The organism is Arthrobacter sp. BE255 (assembly GCF_031457335.1).
Taxonomy (GTDB): Bacteria; Actinomycetota; Actinomycetes; order Actinomycetales; family Micrococcaceae; genus Arthrobacter.
On sequence record NZ_JAVDWK010000002.1, the window covers coordinates 348,890 to 372,874 of the forward strand.

The 23,985-nt window shown below is 66.2% G+C and carries 23 protein-coding genes; 14 read left to right on the forward strand and 9 right to left on the reverse strand.

Going from position 1 to position 23,985, the window contains the following annotated elements; genetic code table 11:
• Positions 1–14: 14 nt before the first annotated feature.
• From J2X42_RS04800 to J2X42_RS04825, 6 genes are read left to right on the forward strand one after another with little or no spacing between them, the layout of a single operon-like run.
• The gene (locus J2X42_RS04800; RefSeq protein WP_310162749.1) at positions 15–1,028 is read left to right on the forward strand and encodes a hydroxyacid dehydrogenase; all 1,014 of its coding nucleotides are present in this window, start codon (positions 15–17) and stop codon (positions 1,026–1,028) included.
• Positions 1,029–1,084: 56 nt separating this feature from the next.
• Complete coding sequence (locus J2X42_RS04805) at positions 1,085–2,368, forward strand: sugar ABC transporter substrate-binding protein (RefSeq protein WP_310162750.1); 1,284 nt, start codon at positions 1,085–1,087, stop codon at positions 2,366–2,368.
• Positions 2,365–3,288: a sugar ABC transporter permease gene (locus J2X42_RS04810; RefSeq protein WP_310162751.1), complete on the forward strand. Its 924-nt coding sequence runs from the start codon at positions 2,365–2,367 to the stop codon at positions 3,286–3,288. The genes J2X42_RS04805 and J2X42_RS04810 overlap by 4 nt, the downstream gene beginning before the upstream one ends.
• The gene (locus J2X42_RS04815; protein WP_310162753.1) at positions 3,288–4,208 is read left to right on the forward strand and encodes a carbohydrate ABC transporter permease; all 921 of its coding nucleotides are present in this window, start codon (positions 3,288–3,290) and stop codon (positions 4,206–4,208) included. The genes J2X42_RS04810 and J2X42_RS04815 overlap by 1 nt, the downstream gene beginning before the upstream one ends.
• Positions 4,205–4,903, forward strand: a complete 699-nt coding sequence (locus J2X42_RS04820; protein WP_310162755.1) for a hypothetical protein — start codon at positions 4,205–4,207, stop codon at positions 4,901–4,903. The genes J2X42_RS04815 and J2X42_RS04820 overlap by 4 nt, the downstream gene beginning before the upstream one ends.
• Before the next feature lie 55 nt (positions 4,904–4,958).
• Complete coding sequence (locus tag J2X42_RS04825) at positions 4,959–6,716, forward strand: beta-galactosidase (protein ID WP_310162758.1); 1,758 nt, start codon at positions 4,959–4,961, stop codon at positions 6,714–6,716.
• 37 nt (positions 6,717–6,753) lie between these two features.
• Here J2X42_RS04825 and J2X42_RS04830 read toward each other — a convergent pair whose 3' ends face one another.
• Entirely contained in the window at positions 6,754–7,614 is an 861-nt protein-coding gene (locus J2X42_RS04830) for an HAD family hydrolase (RefSeq protein ID WP_310162759.1), read from the reverse strand.
• Between the two features lie 262 nt (positions 7,615–7,876).
• On the opposite strand from J2X42_RS04830, the gene J2X42_RS04835 reads away from it, so the two are divergent.
• Positions 7,877–8,881, forward strand: coding sequence for a hypothetical protein (locus tag J2X42_RS04835; RefSeq protein WP_310162760.1), 1,005 nt, complete (start codon positions 7,877–7,879; stop codon positions 8,879–8,881).
• 63 nt (positions 8,882–8,944) lie between these two features.
• Here the strand turns inward: J2X42_RS04835 and serS are convergent, their stop codons facing one another.
• Positions 8,945–10,225: a serine--tRNA ligase gene (serS, locus tag J2X42_RS04840; RefSeq protein ID WP_310162762.1), complete on the reverse strand. Its 1,281-nt coding sequence runs from the start codon at positions 10,223–10,225 to the stop codon at positions 8,945–8,947.
• Between the two features lie 89 nt (positions 10,226–10,314).
• On the opposite strand from serS, the gene J2X42_RS04845 reads away from it, so the two are divergent.
• On the forward strand, positions 10,315–11,376 hold the full coding sequence (locus J2X42_RS04845; protein ID WP_310162764.1) for a diacylglycerol kinase family protein: 1,062 nt from the start codon (positions 10,315–10,317) through the stop codon (positions 11,374–11,376).
• Between the two features lie 30 nt (positions 11,377–11,406).
• Here the strand turns inward: J2X42_RS04845 and J2X42_RS04850 are convergent, their stop codons facing one another.
• The 3 genes from J2X42_RS04850 to J2X42_RS04860 all read right to left on the reverse strand — a co-directional run bounded on the left by J2X42_RS04850 (position 11,407) and on the right by J2X42_RS04860 (position 13,078).
• Entirely contained in the window at positions 11,407–11,607 is a 201-nt protein-coding gene (locus J2X42_RS04850; protein ID WP_131132274.1) for a hypothetical protein, read from the reverse strand.
• Between the two features lie 85 nt (positions 11,608–11,692).
• Positions 11,693–12,673: a prephenate dehydratase gene (gene pheA / locus J2X42_RS04855; protein ID WP_310162767.1), complete on the reverse strand. Its 981-nt coding sequence runs from the start codon at positions 12,671–12,673 to the stop codon at positions 11,693–11,695.
• A gap of 78 nt (positions 12,674–12,751) precedes the next feature.
• Positions 12,752–13,078: a rhodanese-like domain-containing protein gene (locus J2X42_RS04860; RefSeq protein WP_131132272.1), complete on the reverse strand. Its 327-nt coding sequence runs from the start codon at positions 13,076–13,078 to the stop codon at positions 12,752–12,754.
• A gap of 172 nt (positions 13,079–13,250) precedes the next feature.
• On the opposite strand from J2X42_RS04860, the gene J2X42_RS04865 reads away from it, so the two are divergent.
• The 5 genes from J2X42_RS04865 to J2X42_RS04885 all read left to right on the forward strand — a co-directional run bounded on the left by J2X42_RS04865 (position 13,251) and on the right by J2X42_RS04885 (position 18,169).
• Positions 13,251–14,687 carry an amidase gene (locus J2X42_RS04865; RefSeq protein ID WP_310162768.1) on the forward strand — a complete coding sequence of 479 codons (1,437 nt, stop codon included), beginning with the start codon at positions 13,251–13,253 and terminating at the stop codon, positions 14,685–14,687.
• A gap of 160 nt (positions 14,688–14,847) precedes the next feature.
• The gene (locus J2X42_RS04870; protein ID WP_310162771.1) at positions 14,848–15,066 is read left to right on the forward strand and encodes a hypothetical protein; all 219 of its coding nucleotides are present in this window, start codon (positions 14,848–14,850) and stop codon (positions 15,064–15,066) included.
• A gap of 91 nt (positions 15,067–15,157) precedes the next feature.
• Entirely contained in the window at positions 15,158–15,361 is a 204-nt protein-coding gene (locus tag J2X42_RS04875) for a hypothetical protein (protein WP_310162774.1), read from the forward strand.
• A 291-nt stretch (positions 15,362–15,652) separates the two neighbouring features.
• Positions 15,653–17,755: a hypothetical protein gene (locus J2X42_RS04880; RefSeq protein ID WP_310162777.1), complete on the forward strand. Its 2,103-nt coding sequence runs from the start codon at positions 15,653–15,655 to the stop codon at positions 17,753–17,755.
• Positions 17,756–17,809: 54 nt separating this feature from the next.
• Positions 17,810–18,169, forward strand: coding sequence for a hypothetical protein (locus tag J2X42_RS04885; protein WP_310162780.1), 360 nt, complete (start codon positions 17,810–17,812; stop codon positions 18,167–18,169).
• A gap of 26 nt (positions 18,170–18,195) precedes the next feature.
• Here the strand turns inward: J2X42_RS04885 and J2X42_RS04890 are convergent, their stop codons facing one another.
• The 3 genes from J2X42_RS04890 to J2X42_RS04900 all read right to left on the reverse strand — a co-directional run bounded on the left by J2X42_RS04890 (position 18,196) and on the right by J2X42_RS04900 (position 22,364).
• Positions 18,196–19,716 carry a carboxyl transferase domain-containing protein gene (locus J2X42_RS04890; RefSeq protein ID WP_310162782.1) on the reverse strand — a complete coding sequence of 507 codons (1,521 nt, stop codon included), beginning with the start codon at positions 19,714–19,716 and terminating at the stop codon, positions 18,196–18,198.
• Between the two features lies 1 nt (position 19,717).
• Positions 19,718–20,935, reverse strand: coding sequence for a CoA transferase (locus tag J2X42_RS04895; RefSeq protein ID WP_310162784.1), 1,218 nt, complete (start codon positions 20,933–20,935; stop codon positions 19,718–19,720).
• A gap of 64 nt (positions 20,936–20,999) precedes the next feature.
• Positions 21,000–22,364 (reverse strand): SLC13 family permease, encoded by a 1,365-nt coding sequence (locus tag J2X42_RS04900; protein WP_310162786.1) that lies wholly within the window; start codon positions 22,362–22,364, stop codon positions 21,000–21,002.
• A gap of 134 nt (positions 22,365–22,498) precedes the next feature.
• Here J2X42_RS04900 and J2X42_RS04905 point away from each other — a divergent pair, with 134 nt between their 5' ends.
• Positions 22,499–23,197 (forward strand): FadR/GntR family transcriptional regulator, encoded by a 699-nt coding sequence (locus J2X42_RS04905; RefSeq protein WP_310162788.1) that lies wholly within the window; start codon positions 22,499–22,501, stop codon positions 23,195–23,197.
• Between the two features lie 64 nt (positions 23,198–23,261).
• On the opposite strand, the gene J2X42_RS04910 is transcribed toward J2X42_RS04905, so the two are convergent.
• On the reverse strand, positions 23,262–23,978 hold the full coding sequence (locus J2X42_RS04910; RefSeq protein WP_310162790.1) for a DUF4190 domain-containing protein: 717 nt from the start codon (positions 23,976–23,978) through the stop codon (positions 23,262–23,264).
• Positions 23,979–23,985: the final 7 nt, after the last annotated feature.

The window sequence follows — 23,985 nt, forward strand, 5'->3', positions numbered from 1 at the left end:
AGGAGGATTCCCTGATGTCACCCAAACCCAAGGCGCTGCTGGTCATGAATAGCGGAACCTTTGCAGATCAATTCGATTCCACACGCCTGCAGCGGCTCGCCGGACTCGTTGACCTGGGTGGAGAGCCGTGGACGGATTCGCTGGACTCCCCGGACCTCGCCCCGCGGCTGGCAGACGTGGAAATCCTGCTCACCAGCTGGGGAGTTCCGCTGCTCACTTCCGAGCGGCTTGAGCGGATGCCCAAACTGCGTGCAGTCTTCCACTGCGCCGGCACGGTCCGCAGCTTCGCCAGCGACAAGCTGTGGGAACGCGGCATCCTGGTCACCAACGGCGCGGACGCAAACGCCATCCCCGTCGCCGAGTTCACCTTCGCCTCCATCGTCCTTGCGGGCAAAAAGGCCCACGTCCTCGCTAACGATGCCCGCACGCACCGTGAAGACTGGAGCTATTCCACGCAGCGTGGCGAACTCGGCAACATCGGGCGGGTCATCGGCGTGATCGGTTTTTCCCGGATCGGGCGCAGGGTGGTCCAGCTCGTCCAGCAACTGCAGGACGTCACCGTCCTCGTGAGCGATCCGCACGCTGACCCGCTCGCCGTCGAGGCAGCCGGCGGGCGGCTCGTTCCGCTGGCGGAACTCCTTCCGGCCTCGGACATCGTGTCAGTCCACGCACCCTCGCTGCCCGAAACCCGGCACATGATCGGGGCTCCTGAGCTTCGGGCCATGAAGGACCACTCAACCCTTATCAATACGGCCCGCGGATCGCTGGTGGACACCAGTGCACTTGAGGTTGAGTGTGCCACGGGCCGGATCCACGCCCTCCTCGATGTCACGGAACCCGAGCCGCTGCCGCGGGACTCCGTCCTCTATGACCTCCCCAACGTGGTCATCACCCCGCACATCGCCGGCTCCCTGGGAACGGAAACCCGGCGCATGTCCGACGCTGCCCTGGATGACCTTGAACGGTACCTGACCGGGCAGGAACTCCTCGCCCAGGTGGTCCACGAGGACCTTTCACTCAGCGCCTGACCCCCACCAAAACGCCGCGCGTGCGGCAGACTTAACACTCACCTAAGGAGAACGCAATGAAGCGCACAACCCTCGCCGCGATTGCCCTGGCCGTAACGGCCGGGCTTGGCATGACCGGTTGCGCAGGAGCCGCCGGACCGGCGGAGCCGCAGGCCCAGAACGGCAAGACCCGCCTGACCGTATCGGTATGGAACTACGAAGGAACACCGGAGTTCAAGGCCCTGTTCGACGGCTACGAAGCCGCCAACCCCAACGTGGACATCGAACCGGTGGACATCCTCGCCGATGACTATCCGCAGAAGGTCACCACCATGCTGGCGGGCGGCGACACCACCGACGTCCTGACCATGAAGAACGTCATCGACTACTCCCGGTACGCCAGCAACGGCCAGCTCCAGGAGATCAACAGCGTGGTGGACACGCTCGACAAGGGCAACCTCGCCGGCCTGGACGCGTTCGACGTCGACGGCAAGTACTTCGCCGCCCCCTACCGGCAGGACTTCTGGCTCCTCTACTACAACAAGGACCTCTTCAAGGCCGCCGGGGTGGAGGATCCCGCGGACCTCAGCTGGGACGAATACGCCGCCCTTGCCCAGAAGCTCACCACCAAGGGCGCCGACGGCAAGACCGTCTACGGCACCTACCACCACATCTGGCGCTCCGTCATCCAGGCCATTTCCGCAGCCCAGAACGACGGCGACCTGATCGGCGGCGATTACGGCTTCTTCGAGGACCAGTACAACACCGCCCTGGACCTGCAGAAGAGCGGCGCCGCCCTGGAGTTCGGCACGGCCAAGAGCCAGAAGACCAGCTACCGCACCATGTTCGAAACCGGCCAGGCAGCCATGATGCCGATGGGCACCTGGTACATCGCGGGGATCCTGCAGGCCAAGAAGGACGGCAAGACCAACGTCAACTGGGGCCTGGCCCCGATGCCGCAGAAGAAGTCCGGCGGCGATGTCACCACGTTCGGATCCCCCACGGCGTTCGCCGTGAACAAGAACGCCTCCCATTCGGATGAAGCCAAGAAGTTCATCAAGTGGGCCGCCGGTGAAGAGGGCGCCAAGGTGATCTCCAAGATCGGCGTCGTTCCGGCCTTGCAGAATGACGCGGTGACGGACGCCTACTTCACGCTGGATGGCCTCCCCACCGATGAACTGTCCAAGAAGGCCTTCACCCCTGACCGGACTGCCCTCGAAATGCCCGTAAGCGACAAGTCCGCGGCGACCGACAAGATCCTCAACCAGGAGCACGACCTCATCATGGTCGGCGAGCGCTCCGTGGCTGACGGCATCGCTGAAATGGACAAGCGGGTCAAGAGCGAAGTCCTGGGCCAGTGACTACAGAGACACTCAAGAGGGCCCCGGCTGTCCACAGCCGGGGCAACCGGAAGCAGGCACGGCGCAACACGCTGATCGGCTGGACGTTCATCCTTCCGAACTTCCTGGGCTTCCTGGCCTTCACGCTGATCCCCGTCCTCGCCGCCTTCGCCCTGTCCTTTATGGAGTGGACCTCGTTCAGCGCCCCGCGCTGGGTAGGTCTGGCAAACTTCCAGCGGATGGTGCAGAGTGACACCTTCTGGGTGGCCCTGCGCAACACGGTGGTCTACGCCCTGGGACACGTCCCGCTGACCATGGCCCTCGCCCTGGTCCTGGCCCTGCTCCTGAACCGGAAGCTCAAGGGCATCGGCTTCTTCCGGGTGGCCATCTTCTTCCCCTACATCACCTCCCTGGTGGCCGTCGCCGTCGTCTGGAACATGCTCTTCAGCCCGGACACCGGCCCCATCAACCAGTTCCTGCACGCCGTCGGCATCGCCGAGGCACCGGGCTGGACGTCCAGTTCCGACTGGGCCATGCCCGCCGTAATCATCACCAGTGTGTGGCGGGATATGGGCTACTACATGGTCCTGTACTTAGCCGGGCTCCAGGCCATCCCCGCCGAACTCTACGAAGCCGCCGAGGTGGATGGCGCCAGCCCCTGGCAGCGGTTCTGGAACGTCACCCTGCCGTCGCTGCGGCCCACCACGTTCTTTGTGGTGGTCATGCTGACCGTGTCCAGCTTCAAGGTCTTTGACCTGATCGTGGTCATGACCAATGGCGGGCCGGGACGCGCCACCACCGTACTGTCCCAACTCATCTACCAGGAGGGCATCGGCGAAGGGAAGTTCGGCTACTCGTCGGCCATTTCGCTGGTTCTGTTCGTCATCGTCCTGACGGTCACCGTCCTGCAATTCAAGCTCCAACAGCGGAGGGAACGCTGATGACCAACATGGCCGAAGACCTCAAGGCCGAGGCTCCTTTCCGGGCCGGCGCCGCCCTCGCGGCGCCGCCGGCACCCCGCGGGCGGTCCACCCGCGAACGGAAAGCGCGGACCACCGACGCCGTCATCTACGCCGTCCTGGCGGTGCTGGTCCTGGCGCTGCTGGTGCCGTTCATCTGGATGCTGTCCTCCTCCCTGAAGGAGAACAACCAGGTCCTCACCGTCCCCATCCAGTGGATCCCCTCGGAGTTCGTGTGGAGCAACTACACGGAGATCTGGACCCGCATCCCCATGATGGGCTACCTGCAGAACTCGCTCTACCTTGCCGTGATCATCACCTGCCTGCAGGTCCTCACCGGGTCCCTCGCCGCCTACGGCTTCTCGAAGGTCCGCTTCCCGGGCCGGGACGTACTGTTCCTGGCGTATATCGGCACCATCGCCGTGCCGTGGCAGGCCTACATGGTGCCGCAGTACATCATGATGCAGCAGCTGGGGCTGACCAACAGCTTCAACGCCCTGATCCTGTTGCAGGCCTTCGGCGCGTTCGGGGTGTTCCTGATGCGCCAGTACTACATGACCATCCCCGATGAACTGTGCGAGGCCGCCCGCATCGATGGCCTGAGCGAGTACGGCATCTGGGCCAGGGTGATCCTGCCCCTGTCCAAGCCCGCCCTCGCCAGCCTGGCGCTGCTGACCTTCGTCAACACCTGGAACGACTACATGGGCCCGTTCATCTACCTGACGTCCAACCGGCTGTGGACAGTACAGCTGGGCCTGCGGTCCTTCGTGGGACAGTTCGACGCCGAATACGCCATGATCATGACCGGGTCCGTCATCTCGGTGATCCCGATCCTGATCATCTTCCTGGTGGGCCAGCGTTACTTCATCCAGGGCATCGCGACGAGCGGGATGAAGGGATGACCTCCTTGGCAGGGCAGAAGCCGCGCCGCTGGGCAGGCCCGGGGTTTGAAACTTTCGGGAGCATCTTCGGGTTCGTTTACACATTCCTCGCCGGGAATGTGTTGCTTGCCCTGGCCAACGCCCCGCTGGTGTTTTGCCTCGCCCTCGTGGCCGATCCCATGGCCTCGTGGCCGTTTTTCCTGGCGCTTTCGGTGACTGTGCCGCCGTCGCTCGCCGGCCTGTTCGCCGCGTTCCAGGCACTGAACGACGACGGCGGCGCGGTCAAGCCGTTTGCCTCCTTCCTCCGGGGTTATGTGCGCAGCTTCCGGCGCACCGCGCCGCTGGGGCTGGCAGCGGTTGCACTGCTGCTGTTCCTCGGCGTAGACCTCGTCGCTGTCCAGTCGATGCCGGCGGCAGCGGTGCTGGTTCCCGTCATCGTGGTGGCCGCGGCTGCCACGGTGACGGTGTCCGTGCTGGTGATTGCCGGCGTCGTACTTCTCCCCGGCGCCAGGCTCAAGAGCCTGGCCAAGGCATCGCTCTACCTGTGCGTCCAGCGCTGGTACCTGAGCCTGGCCATGCTGGTTCTGCTCGGCATCATCGCCTCGGCCGCGCTGCTCCAGCCGGTGCTGGGCGTGGCCCTGGCACCGGCGCCGCTCCTGTTTGTGGTGTGGAGTAACGCCGCGTTCGCGTTCCACGCCGTCCTGCGCCAGGACTGACGGCAGTCCCCTGCTCTAACCTCCCTGGCCCCGCCCTGCGAATCCCAAGGAACCCATGGATACCTTTGCCATCGGCGATCACGACTACCTGCTGAACGACGAGCCCTTCCGGATCCTCTCCGGCGCCATCCACTATTTCCGGGTCCATCCGGACCTGTGGGAGGACCGCATCCGGAAGGCCCGGCTGATGGGACTGAATACCATCGAGACCTACGTGCCGTGGAACGAGCACTCCCCCGAGCCGGGGACGTTCCGTGCCGGGGGGCGGCTGGACTTGGGCCGGTTCCTGGACCTCGTGGACGCCGCGGGCATGCGGGCCATCGTCCGGCCGGGACCGTATATCTGCGCCGAATGGGACAACGGCGGGCTGCCGGCGTGGCTGTTCAGCGACCCCACCGTGGGCGTCCGCAGCAGTGAACCCGGCTACCTCGCCGCCGTCGGCTCCTATTTCGATTCCCTGCTGCCCATCGTGGTGGAGCGACAGGTCACGCGCGGCGGGCCGGTCATCCTGCTGCAGATCGAAAATGAATACGGCGCCTACGGCAAGGACAAGGCGTACCTGCAGCACCTGGTGGACCTGGTGAAACGCCACGGCGTGGACATCCCGCTGTTCACCTGCGACCAGCCTTTCGGCCGCATGATCGAGGACGGTTCACTGCCCGAACTGCACAAGACCGGGACGTTTGGTTCACGTTCGCCGGAGCGCCTTGGGTTTCTGCGCGAGCGGCAGCCCACAGGCCCGCTGATGTGCGCCGAGTTCTGGAACGGCTGGTTCGACAACTGGGGCACGCACCACCACACCACTGACGCCGCTGCTTCCGCCGCCGAGCTCGATGCGCTGCTGTCCGCTGGTGCGTCGGTGAACATCTACATGTTCCACGGGGGCACGAACTTCGGCTTCACCAACGGCGCCAACGACAAAGGCATCTACGAACCCAGCATCACGTCCTACGACTACGACGCGCCGCTGTCCGAAGACGGCTATCCGGCGGCCAAGTACTTCGCGTTCCGGGACGTCATCGCCAAGCACTTCCCTGTTCCGGCAGAGGTCCCGGCAGTCCGGCCGGTCCTGCCGGAGTCTGTGGTCACCATAGGCTCCAGTGTCCCGCTGCTCAGCGTGGTGGATGCCCTCGGTTCCCCGCAGCGTATTGCAGGTCCTGTCCCGGCCAGCGAGGCCACCGGAAAATACCGCGGCTTCTGCCTCTACGAACGGTCCCTTGACCGCGGCGGCGTCCTCACCTTCGGGGAGGTCCGTGACCGGGCGCAGTTCTTCCTCGACGGGTTCCCGCTGGGCACACTCAGCCGTGAACTGGCCGAACGCTCCATAGTGGTCCCCCGGGGAGGGCTCCTGCAGGTCCTGGTGGAGGACCAGGGGCGGGTGAACTACGGGCCGCGGATCGGCGAATCGAAAGGACTCACCGGGCCGGCAGTCCTCGACGGCGAAGAGCTCACAGGATGGCAGATCCGGCCGCTGGAACTGGCGAATCTGGACGCCACCCCGCTTGCGGAGCTGGCCAAAGACCTGCGCGGGTCCGGAGGCGTGGCCGGACCGTCACTGTCCTTTGCTCCCTTCGACGCGGACGGACCGGGCGACAGGTACCTGCGGCTGGACGGCTGGACGAAGGGCAACGCCTACGTCAATGGCTTTAACCTGGGCCGCTACTGGAGCCGCGGACCGCAGCGCACGCTGTACGTGCCGGGGCCGCTGATCCGGAAGGGCAGCAATGTCCTGGCGGTCCTGGAACTTCAGGGCAGCACTACCCGCGACGTCCGCTTTGTGTCCGGCCCCGACCTCGGGCCAGACGAAAAGTAGCCCTGACCGCCCTCGTCAGACCAGCTGAAGAACCCCCCTACGGCAGGAGGCTGCGCAGCACGTGCGCGGCGCCGTCGTCGTACACCGAATGCGTGATCTCGTCCGCGGCGGCGATGACTTCCTCCGGCGCCTGGCCCATGGCCACGCCGCGTCCCGCCCAGCCGAGCATTTCGATGTCGTTCCGGCCGTCCCCCACGGCGACGGTGAGATGCTGCGGAGTGCCGAGCCTGCCGCGGAGCTTCTCGAGGGCGCTGGCCTTGGTGACGCCTGCGGCGGCAATGTCCAGCCACGCCGTCCAGCCGACCGAGTAGGTGACGCCGGCCAGGCCGATCTCGCGGATGGTGGTGGAGAATTCCTCGGGCGTGTTCTCGGTGCTGAACACCACCAGGCGGACGGCTGTGGATTCCAGCAGGGTCTGGAAGTCGACGCCGATGGCCTCCACGCCGAAGCTGGCGTCCTGGAAGCGCTCCGTGGACAGGAAGTTCCCTTCCTCGTCCTCCAGGGCGTACTTCGCCGTGGGGAGCTTTTCCCGCAGTGCACGGAGCGCGGGGGCGGGGTCGAACGTGGCCTTGTGGATGACCTCGTACCCGTCGGCCAGCGCCGGGTCCAGGCGGAGGGTCACGCCGCCGTTGCAGCATACGGCGTAGCCGCGGTCCAGGCCGATCTGCTCGATCACGGGCAGGGTGGCGTTGAGCGAACGCCCGGTGGCGATCAGGACGTCGTGGCCGCCGGAAACCACCGCGCGGGCGGCTTCACGGACACCTTCGGACATGTGGCCGTCGTGGTCCACGAGCGTGCCGTCGACGTCCAGGGCCACCATGTACTTGGTGCTGCCGGCCGGGTTGGTGTTTCGCTGGTCATCGTTGCCAGCGACTGTGTTTTCAGTCAGTGTTGTCATTTATCCAGTAGAGCAGACGCCCGCGGACCACTGCTAGGACGCACGCCACAGCTCCTGTGAACAACACGTTAATACTCACAGGGTTATCCCCGGTGTGAGTGTTAACCTTCACCGGCCAATTCCCACATCGTTCCCCGCCGCATGGTCAATTCCCCGCTGCGTTCCACGGGGAAAGGTCCACTCACAGGGGAATTGCCTCGACTTATCCACATTCAGGAAGCCGTGTCTGGTTGCGTCGGGATGAACAGCCCAGCATGGACACATGCAATCCCCTGCTCCCCTGATTCTCGCCAGCCAAATGCGCGCCCTCACCGGAAGCAGCCGCGGCCTGAGCCGCGCCTACACGCAGGGAAACCTGGTCCGCGTCCGCGCCGGCGTCTACTACAGCAAGCCCGCGTGGCTGGCCCTCAAAGCATGGGAACGCTATGCGGCCACAGTTGCCGCGGTTGCCGCCAGCGATCCGGCGGCAGGTTTCTGTTATCTGACAGCGCTGCGTGTCTGGCGATTGCCCACCCCGGGGGTCCCCGACCATATCCACATCGTCACGCAATCACCGCACAAGGCGGGCAGAATCGCCTCGACAACCCAAGCGGCCAGGAATCCGAAGACAGGCCTCACCGGTCTCGAATCGGTCCGGGGCTATGGAATCTTCCGGCATCACTGGGAAACCGATATCGTCCAAGCCCGCGGCTACGCTGTGACGACGCTCGTTCAGACTGTGATGGACTCAGTTGTCCGGTTGGAACTCCCGGAGGCTGTGGCTGTGGCTGACACCGTCCTGGGAAGCCGCCGCCAGGAAGGCGAAGGCCTGACCCGAATGGACCTGCAGCAGGCGTCGGCCAGCCTGGCATCTGCTGCCAAACGCCGTCGGGTCCTGGAGGTCCTGGCCTTGGCTGACGAGGCGGCGGAATCCGTCGGGGAGTCCCGCAGCCGGGCACTCATCCACATTCTGGGATTCCCCGCTCCGGTCCTGCAGCGTCCTTTTCATGACAGCGAAGGATTCATTGGGCGGACAGATTTCTTCTGGCCCGAATACGGCGTTATCGGGGAGTTCGACGGCGACGCCAAGTATCTTGACGACGAGCTCCTGGGCGACCGCAGCACACGGGAAGCCATCCTGGCGGAGAAAAAGCGCGAGGACCGGCTCCGGGCGCTCGGCTACAAGGTGGTCCGCTGGGACTGGAAAGCCGTAACCGACCCGGAGGTGCTGCGGCGCAAGCTCGAAGGTGCCGGGCTCAGGAGGCAAAATCCCCGCCGGGTGGACTAATCCCCCTCGCATAAACGGGGGAACGGACCACGAGGCGGGGAGTTTACCCAGGAACCGTTGAACCTAGAGGACCGGGAGAACCGTCAGGCCGCCGATGTACTTCTGCAGCGCGGCCGGGACGTTGACCGAGCCGTCGGCGTTCTGGTGATGCTCCAGCAGTGCCACGATCCAGCGGGTGGTGGCCAGCGTGCCGTTCAGGGTGGCCACGGCGCGGGTTCCCTTCGGTGCGCCCTCTTCGTTGAAGACCCGCTCGCGGATGTTGAGCCGGCGGGCCTGGAAGGTGGTGCAGTTCGAGGTGGATGTCAGCTCGCGGTAGGCACCCTGCGTGGGGACCCAGGCTTCGCAGTCGAACTTTCGTGCCGCGGACATGCCCAGGTCACCGGCAGCGGTGTCGATCACGCGGTACGGCAGCTCGCACTTGGCCAGCATTTCCTCTTCCCAGGCAAGCAGGCGCTCGTGCTCGGCGGCCGCCTCTTCAACGGTGGTGTAGATGAACATCTCCACCTTATTGAACTGGTGGACCCGGATGATGCCGCGGGTGTCCTTGCCGTGCGAGCCGGCCTCGCGCCGGTAGCAGGAGCTCTGGCCGGCGAACCGGATGGGCCCGGCGGCGAAGTCCAGGATTTCGTCGGCGTGGTAGCCGGCCAAGGCAACCTCGGAGGTTCCCACAAGGTAAAGGTCGTCCTCGGCGAGACGGTAGATCTCGGCGTCGTGCTTGACGTCAAAGCCGGTGCCCTGCATGGTTTCGGGGCGCACCAGGGTGGGCGTAATCATGGGGACGAACCCGGCCTCGATGGCCTGGTCCATGGCCATCTGCAGCAGCGCCATCTCCAGGCGTGCACCGACGCCGCGCAGGAAGTAGAAGCGGGAGCCGGACACCTTCGCGCCGCGCTCCATGTCGATCGCGCCGATCAGCTCGCCGATTTCCAGGTGGTCCCGGGGCTCGAAGTCGGGGAATTCGCGGGGCGTTCCGACGGTCTTGACCACCACGTAGTCGTCCTCGCCGCCTTCGGGCACGCCGTCCTCGATGAGGTTAGGGATGGAGCGCAGCAGTTCATCCTGCTTCGCCTGGGCAGCATCAGCCTCGGCCGAGGCCGCCTTGACCGTGTTGGCGAGCTCCTTGACCTCCGCGAGCAGCGCCTTCTTCTCGTCGCCCTTGGCCTGGGCCACCTTCTTGCCGAAGACGTTCTGCTCGGCGCGGAGGTTTTCGTACCGGATCAGGGCGGCACGCCGGGCGGAGTCTGCGGCGATGATCGCGTCCACCACTGATTCGTCGGCGCCGCGGGCGCGCTGGCTGGCACGGAACTTGTCCGGGTTTTCGCTGAGGTCTTTTACGTCGATCACCAGACAAGAGTATCGAATCCGGGCGCGGCAGCGCGGACGGCAGGAGGGCGGGAACGCGGACCTTCCCGCCGGGATACTGTTGAAGCACCATGAGCGACTGGCTGCTTTACCTCCTGAGTGCCGCGGCACTGGCCTTCGCTGTCTCCAGTTGGTGGGGCGTGCGCAAGCTCAAGGCACTGCACATCCGCAGCGCGGTGGCCGAAGATGCGCACGAGGCCGGCCTCAGCCACCAGCGCGTTGCGGTGATCCTCAACCCTATTAAGGCGCGCGCCCCGGAGGCCAAAGCAGCCATCCAGCGGGCCTGCCTTGCCGCGGGCTGGGACGATCCCCTCTTCCTGGAGACGACCGCGGAGGATCCGGGATACACACAGGCCCGGGCGGCGCTGGACTACAAGGCCGACGTCGTCCTGGTGGGCGGCGGCGACGGTACCGTGCGGGCGGTGGCGGAGTTCCTCGCCCACACGGATGTTGCCATGGGCATCATCCCGCTGGGCACCGGGAACCTGCTGGCACGCAACGTGGACCTGGACGTCAACGACCTCCACGCAAGCATCCAGACGGCGCTGTTCGGGCAGCAGCGCTACATCGATACGGCGCGGATGGGCATCGAGAACTCCCGCACCGGGCACTCCTCCGAGCACGCCTTCCTGGTGATCGCGGGCATCGGGCTGGACGCCGAAATCCTGGCCGACACGAACGACGGCCTCAAAAAAGCCGTGGGCTGGCTCGCCTACACGGAGGCCGGCATGCGGCACCTGCCCGGCCGGCGCCGGAAAGTGTCCATCACCCTGGACGACGGCCCCGAACAGGCCCGGAACATCCGCAGCGTCCTGTTTGCCAACTGCGGGCTGGTACCCGGAGGCATCGATTTCATTCCGCAGGCCATGATCGACGACGGCATGCTGGATGTGGTGGTGATGAGCCCGCGGAGCGCCCTCGGCTGGATCATCATGTACGGCAAAGTACTGCTCAGGCACCGGGGCAACCTGCCGATAATGACCATGTACAGGTCCGGGAAGATCGTCATCAAGTGCCCAGAGCCGATGCCCACCCAGATCGACGGCGACACGTCGGGTGAAGCCACCAAACTCACCGTGCGCGTGGAGCCGCGGTCCCTCCTGATCCGGGTCAAGGGCCAGCCGCAGGCCTGATAGCCCGCGGCCGGGTGGATTACGGACGCCCTAGGCGGTGGCCTTCTTGGCGGCCTCGGCGGCAGCTTTGGCAGCCCGGGCCTCGGACTGTTCACGGATCATGGCCTGCTCTTCTTCGAAGCGCAGGCGGTCAGCGCGGTCTGCGTCGTCGCCGTCCCAGTCCTGGTTGTCGGCAGTCGGCTTGGGATTGACAATCATTCCCTGGCCGTCATTATCAGTGCTGCTGCTCATGACCCGCTCCCTTCGATAGGGGCCGTCCCCCAATGTGGATCAAGTAAGCATACGCACAGTGTTATGCGCGCGGTAGTACCTGGACCTACGCTGTGGGCGAAGCCCTGGAAACGGCTTCGGAGCTGACCGGTTCCCCGCTGAGGATCGCCCCCACCCAGGCGTGTGCCGCCTGGAATGCCTCGTCAGAGGTGTGCGGGGCGACGTCAGCGCTTTGCGCGTCAGCCCGTTCATACGAACCCAGGAAGCGGGTGGCAGGGCTGATCCGGTGGAGTCCGGCCAGGGCATCGGCCACGCGTGCGTCGCCTATGTGGCCGTCAGCGTCGATGCTGAAGAAGTAGTGGCCGAGGTACTGCCCGGTGGGCCTGGATTCGATCCGGCTGAGGTTCACGCCGCGGGTGGCGAACTGGTCCAGGATTTCCATCAGCGCACCAGGGCGGTCCTCCGGGAGCGGGACCACAACTGTGGTCTTGTCCGCGCCGGTCCGCTCCGGCAGGGCCCCGGGCCGGCTGACCAGGACAAACCGGGTCACGGCTCCCGGGTTGTCGCCGATGTTCTCGGCGAGGACGGAGAGCCCGGGCTGTTCCTGGGCCACGATGGGGGCGCAGATTGCGGCGTCGTAGTGCGCGGCGTCTTCCAGCAGGCCCATGGCGGAGGCGGCGGTGGAGGAGCCCGGAACATATTCAGCACCGGGAATATTGGCGTCAACCCACAGCCGGCACTGCGCCCAGGCGTGGCCGTGCGTGGAGATCCGGCGGATCTGCGAAACGGTCACCCCGGGCCGGGCCACCAGCACAAAGCTGATGGGCACCAGCACTTCCCGGATAATGCGCAGTTCCTGGCCGCTGGCGATCGCATCCAGCGTGGCGGTCACCCCGCCCTCCACCGAGTTTTCGATCGGGACCATTGCGGCATCCGCTGAACCGTCACGGACCTTGTCCAGGGCGGCGTTCACGTTCGATGCGGGGATGCGGGTTGCCGCGCCAGCCCCCGGGACCTGCATCAGCGCCGCCTCGGTGAAGGTGCCTTCCGGCCCCAGGAAGGTATAGGTAACGGGCGACGCGGACATCGAATATTCCTTAGTGGTTATGAACGGGCGGACCAGGATCCCCACAGGCTCGATCACCCGGGGGCAAGGGTCAACGGGCTAGAGCACCAAAGGCTTCAGGCCGTTGTCCGAAACCAGCGGCCTGCCCGATTCAAGCCACTGGTCCATGCCGCCCGCGACGTTGATGGCCGTGTAGCCCTGGCCGGTCAGCCACTGGGCCGCCCGGAAGGAGCGGCCGCCGGTCCGGCAGATGACGTACAGATCCTCATCGGGGTCGAGTTCACCGAGCCGCGCCGGGAGCTGGTCCAGGGGGATGTGGACCGCGTCCTCAGCGTGTCCGGCTACCCATTCGTAGTCTTCGCGGACGTCCAGAATCACGGCGTCCGCCGGGACGTCGTTGACTGGCACGGAATCGAAATCGCTCATGGAAGTCCTCTTTCGGAGAATCACGGGTCTCCTTCCAGCCTAGTGCCAGCGGATCGCCCCGTTCCCGAAACCTGGGACAAGTTACGCTGTTGCTGACCCGTAGGAGGATCCTTGTCCGCTGAGCAGCCCACCATTCCGGCCACCTCCGAAAGGCGCCTGGAGCCACGTTTCCTTGGCTGAGATCCACGAACTGTCCGCCGTCCAGCTGAGCGGCTTCCTGCGCTCCGGCGAACTCTCGGCGCGGGAGGCAACGGCGCACTGCCTGGCCCGGATCGAATCGGGCAACCGCCTCCTGGGCGCATTCGTCACCGTCACCGGCGGGCAGGCCATGGCCGACGCCGCCGCCGCGGACGCGAAGTTCGCGCGGCTTCGTCGTGCGGCGTCTTCTGGCGACGTCAGTGAAACCCTGCCACTGCTGCACGGGATGCCGGTCGGCTTCAAGGACCTGACAGACGTCGCCGGCGTGGTGACCACGCACGGCAGCGCCGCTCTGGACCATAAACCCGCGCTGACGGACGGTGCCCTGGTCACCGCACTGAAGGGTGCCGGCGTCGTTTCCCTGGGCAAGACCCAGGTGCCGGAGTTCGGACTGACTGCATACAGCGAAAACCGCATCGCCCCGCCGTCGCGCAATCCGCACGCCCCCAGCCGGAGTTCCGGCGGTTCCTCGGGAGGCAGCGCTGCCGCGGTGGCCGCAGGGATGCTTCCGTTCGCCCCCGGGACCGACGGCGGCGGGTCGGTCCGCATCCCGGCGGCGGCCTGCGGACTGGTGGGCCTGAAGCCGGGCCGCGGCGTGGTGGCCTCCGGCGAGAGCTCCGGCGACCCCGCACGGCTGGTGGCGGCAGGCCCCCTGGCGCGCAGCGCGGCGGATGCGGCCCTGATGATGGACGCGCTGGCGCCCTCCTCGGGCGAGACTTACAGCGGGGCAGTCCGGCACGGTCCGGGCCCGCTGCGCATCGGGGTGACGCTGGACAGCCCCTGGTCCACCACCTTCCCGTTCATCACCGGGCCTGAGGCCCTCGACGCGCTGCGCGCCGGTACGGAACTCCTGGAGCACGCCGGACACCGGGTCTCGGAAGCTGCCGTCCGCTATGACAACCGCTACCCGGACGCGTTCACCACAGCCTGGACGGCCGCCGTCGGCAGCGCCAGGATCACCCCCCACCGCGAGGCGCTGCTGGCGCCGCTCACCCGGGCCTTCCGGCGGCGGGCCCAGCAACGCAGCGCCGCAAAGCTCAACGAAGCGCTGGCGTTCCTCCGCCAGTTCCAGCGCGACACCATCACCCAGTACGGGCAGTGGGACCTGATGCTGATGCCCACGCTGGCGCAGACACCACGTCCCGTGGGCTGGTTTACCGGCGCGGCCCACGGGGATGACCGTTGGCCCGCCGCCGAGTGGACCGGGGACGCCGACGGCGACTACCGGAAACAGTGCGAATACGCGCCATGGTCCTCCATGGTCAACGTCTGCGGATTGCCGGCCATCACCATACCCGTGCACTGGACGGGAGACGGCCCGGGACAGGGCCTTCCGATGGGCATCCAGCTGGTGGGTCCCGCGGGCTCCGAACGGCTGCTTCTCCAGGTGGCGGCGCAGCTGGGGTTCTGATGGGGAAGCGCCCACGAGGGAGTTTGCCGGGGATCTGTCCTTCATAGCCGGAAACCTTGGGCCCCCGTAACCCATTGGTAACCGGAAAGGAGCAGAATTAGAGGACAGCCACACACATCAGCCGTGATCGCTGACGGCAGGCACTCGAGGGGGAGCTGCAATGGACAGGAACGCTGAGCACGGTCACACACACAACCGGGAACCGGTCACGGTCAGGTCGGACCTGAGCAACATCCATGTCCGCGAAGATCTGGCCCGGGCAGGGCGCTGCGCCAACGTCCACCTTGCCACCGGCCGGACGTGCCTGCTGCCGCTCCGGCACTACGGGCCGTGCGAGTTCCACAACCCGCAGGAAGCTGAGGACATCCTCCGCCGCTAGCCCCTGCAGGAGTGGAAATGCCGGAATAAGTGTGTACGGAAAGCCGCAACCGGAGGACGATTAAAGGGCAGTCACTTTGAGGAGGCCTGTGATGTGCTATTCATCAAGCAAGGATTTCGGCTGGGGCTACAAGAAGGAAACCGACCGGAAACCCGAAGCGCGCCACGAAACACCGCCGGACCGTCCCGAGCCGCATTACACGGCGCAGGACTTCAAGTTCTGGGCCTTCCCGCTTCGCCGGGAGACACCCGCAGCTGAAGAACCGGTTGCTGACCGCGCCCACGAGAGGGTCTGACCCGAAGGGCCGGAACTTCCCGAAGAAAGGCCTCCCCGCGGAGGCCTTTCCGCTGTCAGGAGCATCCTGACGTACACGGGAAATGTTCGACGCAGAAGCCTTCGCCATGCCTCTGCGATGCGATGCGCGTCACGGGCTCCCTCTGCACTGTCGACCCCGGCCGTCGCGTTTTGTTCGGTATGGTTGATCGGGTCCACGGTGAGGAGCTGGGCCAACTCCGGGGAGGCTACCGGACTCTTAAATCAGTTTCGTGGGGAAGACGGATGGCGAGGAATGACGGGTAAGGAAAACATGAGGCGGACGGTTGCCTGGGGACTGCCACGCCGTGAATTTCTCCTGACCTGGGTCCTGCCGCTAGGCGCCATCCTCGGGATTCTCGTGCTGTATGTTGCCGGTGAACACCGGATTTATTTCTACGATCCGCGTGGCTTCCAGGAAGTGGCAATCAACGCCTCCGTAGCGCTTCGCCAAGGTCCACATGAGCTCTTCGATTGGCTCAAGACGCAGTCGTTGAGCGAATATCCTCCGTATTGGTCCCTGCCGCTGGCGGTTTTACCACCCGAACTCCTCAACCTTCGGGTGCCTTACGTCGGCGCCATGGGCCTGATCGGCCTGATCCCGATGACAGTGTTCACCACCAAAATTGCCTGCCGGGTCTTCGGCTTGCGCGTCTCGCCGTGGATGGTCCTGATGGCTGGGCTCAACCCGCTGGCTTTCCTCGTATGCGTTCAAGGTGTTCCCGATCTGATCGGGATGTCGTTGGTCCTCGCTGCAGTGTGGATCCTGGTGTCCCGTCCCATGCGGCGGTCGACCCTCTTCTGGGCGGTGTTGGTTGCCGGAGCCGCGCTCCTGGTGAAGAAAAACTTCCTTTTCGATCTCACAGCCGTCGTCGCCTGTTACCTCTTTGCGTACTCAGTCGCCGCACTGCGGTACAGGCATCCAGCCGCCTGGGGCCTGCACCTCATTAAAGAGGCGCTGAGCTTGAGGGTTTTGCTCGGAGCAGCCGGGGTGATCGCTGCCATCGCGACTGTCACACCCGGGACTCTTACGTCAATCTTCACGCGGGACAATTCCCTTTTCTACGTCAGTTATCAGACCTCCGTTGCTGATGCGCTCTCCAGCAACCTGTCCTATGCCGGCGGCTTTGTGGCCCTGGTACTCGCGGCGGCAGCTGTCCTTGCCCTATGGCTGGTGATAGCCCGGAGGACGTCGCCCGCTGTCACCCGCAATGCCGTCTTCGTGGCTGCTTTCCTGGGCGTCTCAGAGGTACTGTGGGCCGTCACCCAGAAGCAAGCAGGCATCATCCATCAGGTCCATGTCTGGCCACTCCTTATGACGCTTGGACTTGCCGGCGTCATTCGGATGGTGCCGCGGCCACGCCTGGTTGTCCGCCAGATGGTCGCCCTGGGACTCACGGCGGCTTTGTTTGTGTTTATGTTTGCCCCGGTGCCGGCCCTGCTGGCGCCCCGCATCGCGGCGGCGAAACTGCCCGCGGGCCTCAACCCGAGTGTCACTGAGCCGTTCGTTCAAACGAATTTCGACCATCTCGTAGCGATCGCAACAACCGCCAGGACCCTGGCCAGCACCAACGGGCCCGTCATGGTGCCGATTGCCTCCACATCCTTCAACTCGAGCCTTCTGTTCCAGACCTACGTCCAACAGGCCGGGGCCCCCACTCCGGACATCTACCAGCTTCCTCAAGTGGACCTGCGGGATGCTTTGCCCTGGTCCGGACTCATCGGCGACGACGGGCGTACTGTCCTGGTTTCCCGCCAATGGGTACCCGACCTGCCGGAAGGTCACCGCAACCTGCAGGCAGTCAATGAGTTCCTCGAATCGCCCGCCGCCCAGCGGTGGATCAAATCCTCACAACCACTCGATGCCGGCGTCCCGGGGGAACTTGCGGACCTGCGGGCGGTCCACCTGGTAATCCCGGAATCCGACGCCCTCGCTTTCGCGGCAGCTATCCAGCCCTATCTGCCAGCCAGCACGGGGCAGGGGCTGCAAGGATCGGTCGCCCTGCTGACGGATCATGATCTGCGCACTGAAGGACCAAGCGCCCAGACTCCCACGGCGTGGACCACCTCCGCCGGTCCCCTCGCGTCACCTACGCAGCTGCTCGTCAACGGCGCGGCTGCACGCTCGATCGGTCTGCGTTCCGCCACTGCCGGTTGCGACGGCCTCACGTACCAGTGGTCAACCGTTGCGCCACCCGCTGCGGACGGGACCGCCGATGCCTCGAACGTCACGCAAGGCAAGCTGGAGCCGGGTACAGAACAGATTCTCACGGTCCCGGCACCAGGTGCCGCTGGCGTTGCGTGGGACCAGATGCTCACTCTCGGCCTCGAAGGCACCCCGGGGTCCTGCCAAGTGACTGTCCGCGCGCTGCCCTGATCCTGCCAGGGGCCCGAGGAACCTGCCGCGCGGCGGTGCTGGGACAATGGCAGCATGCGAGGACACTACGTACACGCGGCCTCCCTGCGGATGGACCCGGACGCCGACCTGGCAGCGCCGGGTGCCGCCATCACGCTGGAGCTATGCGGGAGCTGGGATCACGTTCCGCCCTGTCCGCTGGCCCCGCACCACACCAGCCCTGAGCGGCAAGGTGGTGCAGTGGAACTGCGGATCGTCTTCGCCGCCGACCCGGGGCAGGAAGCCGAGGTCCGCCGTCGGATAGACAAAGCCCTGGCGTCGGGCTCGCTCACCGGCCCGGATGGAATGACAACGCGCTGGTCCCTGCAGGGCAGCAGCGCCGCAGTGTTGAGCGGTGCGGAACGCGGACAGGCGGAGCGGATCGCCACCACGTAGGACGCCGCAGGACCTCCGAACAAGCCCTACCCGCCGAGCTCCCGGAACTTCCGGGCCCGGGACGCCAGCAGTTCATCCACGGGGATGCCCGCCAAGGTTCCGAGCTCGTATTCGATAGCCCGTGCCATGCGGGCGCAGAAGTCCTTGGGTTCCAGTGACGCGTCGTCCCGTTCGTCCACGATGTGGTCCACCAGGCCGTTGGCGTAGAGCGCCGCGACGTTAACGCCCTGGGCATCGGCCATCTGCGGCGCAAATTCGGTGGTGCGGTGCACAATCGCGCTGGCCCCTTCGGGCGGCAGCGGTGAGAGCCAGCTGTGCTGCGCGGCGATGGTCCGGTCCGCCGGGAGCAGGGCCAGCGCCCCTCCGCCGGCGCCCTGGCCCAGCAGTACCGAGACCGACGGCGACTGCAGCCCGATCAGTTCGTGCAGGGACCGCGCGATCTCACCCGCCAGTCCGCCCTCTTCCGCTTCCTGCGACAGGGCAGCACCGGCGGTGTCGATCACGGTCAGCAGCGGCAGGCGCAGTTCCTCGGCGAGCTTCATGCCGCGGCGCGCCTCCCGCAGCGAACCCGGCCCCATTCCGGCTGCGTCCTTGCGCAGGGGACGGGCGTGGCCCAGGACGATGCAGGACTGTCCGCCAAAGCGGGCAAGCGCCAGCAGGAGGCCGGGATCCTTTTCACCCTGGCCGGTGCCGTTCAGGGGCAGCGCGTCGTCAGCTCCGTAGCGCAGGAGTTGGCGCAGGTCCGGGCGTCGGGGCTGCCGGGAGATGCCGATGGAGGTCCAGGCGTCCACGGCTGCGGGCCGGACCGCGAGGGTGGCTGGCGGTGTGGCCGCCCCGGGGACGGGTCCGGCCCCGGGCTTTACCGCCAGGATGTCCAGCGCCCGCCCGATGATTGCCGGCAGCTCGGCCGGTTCCACCACGGCGTCGATCAGGCCCTTGCTGAACAGGTTCTCCGCCACCTGCACGCCGTCGGGAAAAGCCTCCCCGTAGAGGGCCTCATAAACGCGGGGCCCCAGGAACCCCAGCAGTGCCCCAGGCTCCGCCACATTGATGTGACCCAGTGAACCCCAGGAAGCCATCACTCCCCCGGTGGTGGGATGCCGGAGATAGACCAGGTACGGCAGCCCGGCATGCCGGTGGGCGCGCACCGCCCCGGTGATCTTGACCATGGACAGGAAGGCCAGCGTCCCTTCCTGCATGCGCGTGCCGCCGGAGGCGGGTCCGGCCAGCAGCGGCAGGCCCTCGGCCGTTGCCCGTTCCACAGCTGCCACGATCCGCTGGGCCGCGGCGTGGCCGATCGATCCGGCCAGGAAGGAGAACTCGCTGACGATGACCGCCACCCGGTGTCCCCGGATCAGCCCTGATCCTGTGAGGACGGATTCATCCGTCCCGCTCTTCTCCCGCGCCCTGGCGAGATCCCGGGCGTAGTCCTCGGTGGCCTGCGGTTGCTGCGCAGCCTCGTCCCAGGAGACGAAAGTGCCCGGGTCGACAACGGAGTCCAGCAGTTCGGCGGCGCTCAGGTGGCGGACTTTTTCCGTCGTTGGCATGCTATTTCACCCCCGCGACGGACGCCGCCATGCCCAGCCATTCGCGGATGCCCTGCCCGTCTTCGTCCAGCAAGGGCGGCGCGCCGTGGGCCGTCACCGTAGTCTCGGCGCTGTCGCCGGGCGCGAAGAACCTCAGCGGCGGCCCGGGCAGGCTGACCTTCCCCAGCAGCGGGTGCTCGACGTCAATAACCAGCCCCTGCGAAGCCACCTGCTCCCACGCGTAAACCTCATCCAGCGAGCGCACCTTCCCGGCCGGGATCCCGGCGTCGTTCAGTTTCGCGAGCAGTTCCGCGGCACCGTAGCCGGAGAAAACGCGTTCGACGGCGGCAATCACCGCCGCGCGGTTCCGCACCCTGTCGCCGTTGCTGGCGAAGCCCGGTGCAGCCGGATCGAGGCCGAAGGCGGCGGCGAAGGCCGACCACAGTTTCTCGCTGCCCACGCTGATCTGGACACTGCCGTCGCGGCAGGCGAACAGTCCGTAGGGCGCGATGGAGGGGTGGTGGTTGCCCTGTGCCTGCGGCACTTCGCCGGCCACAGTGGTGCGCGTTCCCTGGAAGGCGTGCACGCCGATCAGCGATGCCAGCAGCGATGTCCGCACGATCTGGCCGCGGCCGGTCCTGTCCCGTTCCACGAGCGCTGCGAGCACGCCGAAGGCTCCATTCATGCCGGAGAGCAGGTCGGCGATGGGCACGCCCACGCGCTGGGGGTCGTCCGGTCCGGAGCCCGTCAGCGACATGAGCCCGGCTTCACCCTGGAGGATCTGGTCGTAGCCGCTGCGCTGGGACTCGGGGCCGTCGTGCCCGAACCCGGTGATGGAGAGGATCACAAGCCGCGGGTTGAGTTCGTGCATGGCGGCGGTGGAGAAGCCCAGCCGGTCCATCACGCCGGGGCGGAAGTTTTCGATCACGACGTCGGCGCGTTCCAGCAGGCTGCGCAGCACCTCCTTGCCGTCATCGCTTTTCAGGTCAAGGCTGATGGATTCCTTGTTGCGGTTGCAGGACATGAAGTAGGTGGACTGCAGGTCGTCCTCAGGGCCGACGAACGGCGGGCCCCAGCCGCGGGTGTCGTCCCCGGTGCCCGGGTTTTCCACCTTGATGACGCGGGCGCCAAGGTCGGCCAGCATCATTGCCGCGTGCGGTCCGGCCAGCGCCCGGCTCAGGTCCACCACGAGGTGACCGGAGAGTGGGCCGCCCCTGCGGTATTCGTTTGCTGTGCTCATGAGGCGGTTTCCTTCTGGGTGTGGTTGGGGTGCGATGCGCGGGACACGGCGCGGTGTGCGGGACCTACAGCCATCCGGGCACCACCAGGGCCAGCCACGCGAGCAGCGGCCCGGCCACAATGACAATCCCGCTGTAGCCAAGGATCTGCTTGTAGAACCTGTCCTTGTCCACGCCTTCCGGGGCGTTGGCCAGGACCAGGGCCCCGTTGGTGGAGAACGGTGAAACGTCCACGATGGTGGCGGCCACGGCGAGCGCACAGATCACGCCGACGGCGCCGATCTCGCCGGTGGAGAGGAACGGCACGGCCAGCGGGATGAGGGCGGCGAGGATGGCTGTGGAGGAGGCGAACGCCGACACCACGGCGCCGATGTAGCAAATGAGGAGCGCTGCCAGCAGTGGCATGCCCATGCCGGCCACGCCGTTGGAGACGAACTCGATGGTGCCGGCTTCTTCCAGCACGCCGACAAAGGTGAGCATGCCGCAGATCAGGAGCACTGTTGACCAGCTGATCTTATTGATGGCGCCCTTCTGGGCCTTCGGCGAGACCAGTGCCAGCACGATGGCGATGGTGATGGAGACAAAGCCGACGTCTACTTTGAACCCGAGAGCGATGACGGCGAGCGCGATCAGTCCGGCGATGGTGACAAGCTGCGGGATCCGTTCGGACCGTTCCTTGGTGGCCGCCACGCCGTCACCTGCGGGGTCCCGGGGGCCGTACATGCCGGAGCCGAAGCCCTTGAACGGCACGTCTCCCGCATTGGCCCCCACGCTGACGGACATCCGGGCTTCGGCCGCCTGCTCCACGAAGTGGCTGACCTTGGAGGACAGCAGGGCCCTGCCGCCGAGGACGATGAAGAGCACGAGGGCAATGACGAGGTTGAAGATGAGGCTGCTCAGGAAGAGCGCGGTGGGGCTGAAATCCAGGTCGGTCTTGGCCAGGATGCCGTTGACGGTGACTCCGTAGACGGCGATCGGCGAGAAACCGCCGGCCTGGGCGCCGTGGATGACCATCATGCCCATCAGCAGCGGGCTGATCTTGTACTTCCCGGCAAAGCTGAGGGCGATCGGGGCAATGATGGCGACGGCGGCGGGAGACAGTGCGCCCACGGACGTGATGACGGCGGTGATGGCGAACATGACCCACGGGATCAGGGCCACGCGGCTGCCCACCATTTTGACGGCTCCCCGGACCAGGAGGTCGATGGTGCCGTTGTTCTGCGCAATCGCGAACAGGTAGGTCACACCGACAATGGTCAGGAACAGGCCGCCGGGGAAGTTGGCGAGGATGTCGTTGGTGGACATCCCCAGGACCACGCTGCCCAGCAGGAAGGCGCCGACGAAGGCGAGCGCACCCATGTTCAGGGGCAGGACGGTGGCGAGCAGGAACATCGCCGCCAGGATGATGATCGACAAGACAGGAGCGGACATCTTTGGTCCTCCTAGGGTCTAAAGAGTGTGATGTGAGTAACTGGCTCACTGGACTAGCCTCCTAGACACCGAGTCAATCTGTCAATACGCCTGCGGTGTATTCTTGGAGAAATCGACGACGTAGTGAGGCCCTTGTGGAGAAAACAGCGCGGCTCGGACTGGAACGTGTGACACGGCCCCGGCTGTATGAGCAGCTGGTGGAGCAGATCCTCGCGTACATCGAATCCGCCCAGCTGGGACCAGGCGATCTACTGCCGGCCGAACGCGACCTCGCAGAGCGGCTGGGGGTCTCGCGGGCAACGCTGGCCCAGGCGCTGGTGGCACTTGAGGTGCTGGGCGTGATCGATGTGCAGCACGGGACCGGCGCCGTCCTCGCCCGGCGGCCCAGCGTGGCATCAGTCATCAAGGGGCTGCGCGAACACCAGAGCCGGCTGCCGGAGATTGTCGAGGCGCGCAGCACCCTGGAAGTGAAACTGGCCGCGTTGGCGGCGGTTCGGCGCACGGAGGAAGACCTCGCAGCGATCGATGCCGCACTGGAGGTGATGGCCGGCGAAATCAGCGAGGGAGACCGGGGAACCCACGGTGACGAGCTGTTCCATCAGGCGGTGACAGGCGCGGCGCATTCAGCGGTGCTGGCGCAGCTGATGGCTTTTATCGCGGAAATGATCCTGGAAACCAGGATGGAATCCCTCGGCCAGCCGGGCCGGCCCGAACAGTCGCTGGCTTCGCACCGCAAAATCGCTGACGCCATCCGGGCACAGGACCCGGATGGCGCGGCGGAGGCCATGTTGGCCCATATTGAGTTGGTGTCAGACGTGGAGCTGCTTCGCTGATCCGTCAGGAGATGGCCGCCGGCGGACCTGCGGCACGTCCCGCTGGCGGCTTACTACTGGTGGCTTAGTAGGAGTATCCGGACGTGCTGTACATGGCCCCGGCCACCACAACCAGCAACCAGAAGGCGCCGTAGCCCAGGAGGCAGAGGTAGCCGAGGACCAGCCCGGTGATGGACATGCCCTTGCCTGACGGTTCACGCTTGAGCGCCAGGTGGCCGGTGATGATTGCAGCGAGCTGCGGAAGCAGGAACCAGCCGAGGATGACCGAGGCGATGCCGCACACCATGCTGGCGATGCTCAGCCCCTTGGGCTCAGCCGGCATGCCGTAGTACGCAGGTTGGCCGTACGGATTGGGCTGGCCATAGGGGCTGGGCGGCTGGCCGTAGGGGCCGGGTGCCTGGCCGTAGGCGGAAGGCTGGCCAAACGGGTCGGCAGGCTGCGCATAGGGCGGACCGTACTGTTCGCCGGGCTGGCCGTACTGGCCGGCGCTGTGCTGGCTCTGGCCAAACTCCGGCTGGCCGTAGGTGCCCTGCCCCTGGTGCGGCTGGTCCTGCCCCGGCGGATTCTGTCCGTACTGGCCGGCCCCATACTGGGTCTGCCCGAACTGGGCCTGGCCGTACTGGGCCTGGCCGAACTGGTTCTGGCCGTAGACCGGCGGCGCGGGGATGTCGGAGCCCTGCGGCGGCACAAACTGCGGCGGCTCGTAGCCGGCCGGCGAATCGCCCGAATCGTGGGTGCCGGACCCCTGTGAATCCGGGCGCGGCGTTGGCTGGTCACTCATGATTTCC

Excerpts from the sequence above, each read along its gene's own strand:
- J2X42_RS04850 (WP_131132274.1), bottom strand. The coding sequence starts at position 11,607 with ATGAGCAGCAGCACTGATAATGACGGCCAGGGAATGATTGTCAATCCC.
- J2X42_RS04815 (WP_310162753.1), top strand. The coding sequence starts at position 3,288 with ATGACCAACATGGCCGAAGACCTCAAGGCCGAGGCTCCTTTCCGGGCC.
- J2X42_RS04830 (WP_310162759.1), bottom strand. The coding sequence starts at position 7,614 with ATGACAACACTGACTGAAAACACAGTCGCTGGCAACGATGACCAGCGA.
- J2X42_RS04805 (WP_310162750.1), top strand. The coding sequence starts at position 1,085 with ATGAAGCGCACAACCCTCGCCGCGATTGCCCTGGCCGTAACGGCCGGG.
- J2X42_RS04825 (WP_310162758.1), top strand. The coding sequence starts at position 4,959 with ATGGATACCTTTGCCATCGGCGATCACGACTACCTGCTGAACGACGAG.
- J2X42_RS04885 (WP_310162780.1), top strand. The coding sequence starts at position 17,810 with ATGCGAGGACACTACGTACACGCGGCCTCCCTGCGGATGGACCCGGAC.
- pheA (WP_310162767.1), bottom strand. The coding sequence starts at position 12,673 with ATGTCCGCGTCGCCCGTTACCTATACCTTCCTGGGGCCGGAAGGCACC.
- J2X42_RS04900 (WP_310162786.1), bottom strand. The coding sequence starts at position 22,364 with ATGTCCGCTCCTGTCTTGTCGATCATCATCCTGGCGGCGATGTTCCTG.
- J2X42_RS04860 (WP_131132272.1), bottom strand. The coding sequence starts at position 13,078 with ATGAGCGATTTCGATTCCGTGCCAGTCAACGACGTCCCGGCGGACGCC.
- J2X42_RS04895 (WP_310162784.1), bottom strand. The coding sequence starts at position 20,935 with ATGAGCACAGCAAACGAATACCGCAGGGGCGGCCCACTCTCCGGTCAC.
- J2X42_RS04890 (WP_310162782.1), bottom strand. The coding sequence starts at position 19,716 with ATGCCAACGACGGAAAAAGTCCGCCACCTGAGCGCCGCCGAACTGCTG.
- J2X42_RS04870 (WP_310162771.1), top strand. The coding sequence starts at position 14,848 with ATGGACAGGAACGCTGAGCACGGTCACACACACAACCGGGAACCGGTC.
- J2X42_RS04875 (WP_310162774.1), top strand. The coding sequence starts at position 15,158 with ATGTGCTATTCATCAAGCAAGGATTTCGGCTGGGGCTACAAGAAGGAA.
- J2X42_RS04835 (WP_310162760.1), top strand. The coding sequence starts at position 7,877 with ATGCAATCCCCTGCTCCCCTGATTCTCGCCAGCCAAATGCGCGCCCTC.
- J2X42_RS04820 (WP_310162755.1), top strand. The coding sequence starts at position 4,205 with ATGACCTCCTTGGCAGGGCAGAAGCCGCGCCGCTGGGCAGGCCCGGGG.
- J2X42_RS04845 (WP_310162764.1), top strand. The coding sequence starts at position 10,315 with ATGAGCGACTGGCTGCTTTACCTCCTGAGTGCCGCGGCACTGGCCTTC.
- J2X42_RS04800 (WP_310162749.1), top strand. The coding sequence starts at position 15 with ATGTCACCCAAACCCAAGGCGCTGCTGGTCATGAATAGCGGAACCTTT.
- J2X42_RS04880 (WP_310162777.1), top strand. The coding sequence starts at position 15,653 with ATGAGGCGGACGGTTGCCTGGGGACTGCCACGCCGTGAATTTCTCCTG.
- J2X42_RS04910 (WP_310162790.1), bottom strand. The coding sequence starts at position 23,978 with ATGAGTGACCAGCCAACGCCGCGCCCGGATTCACAGGGGTCCGGCACC.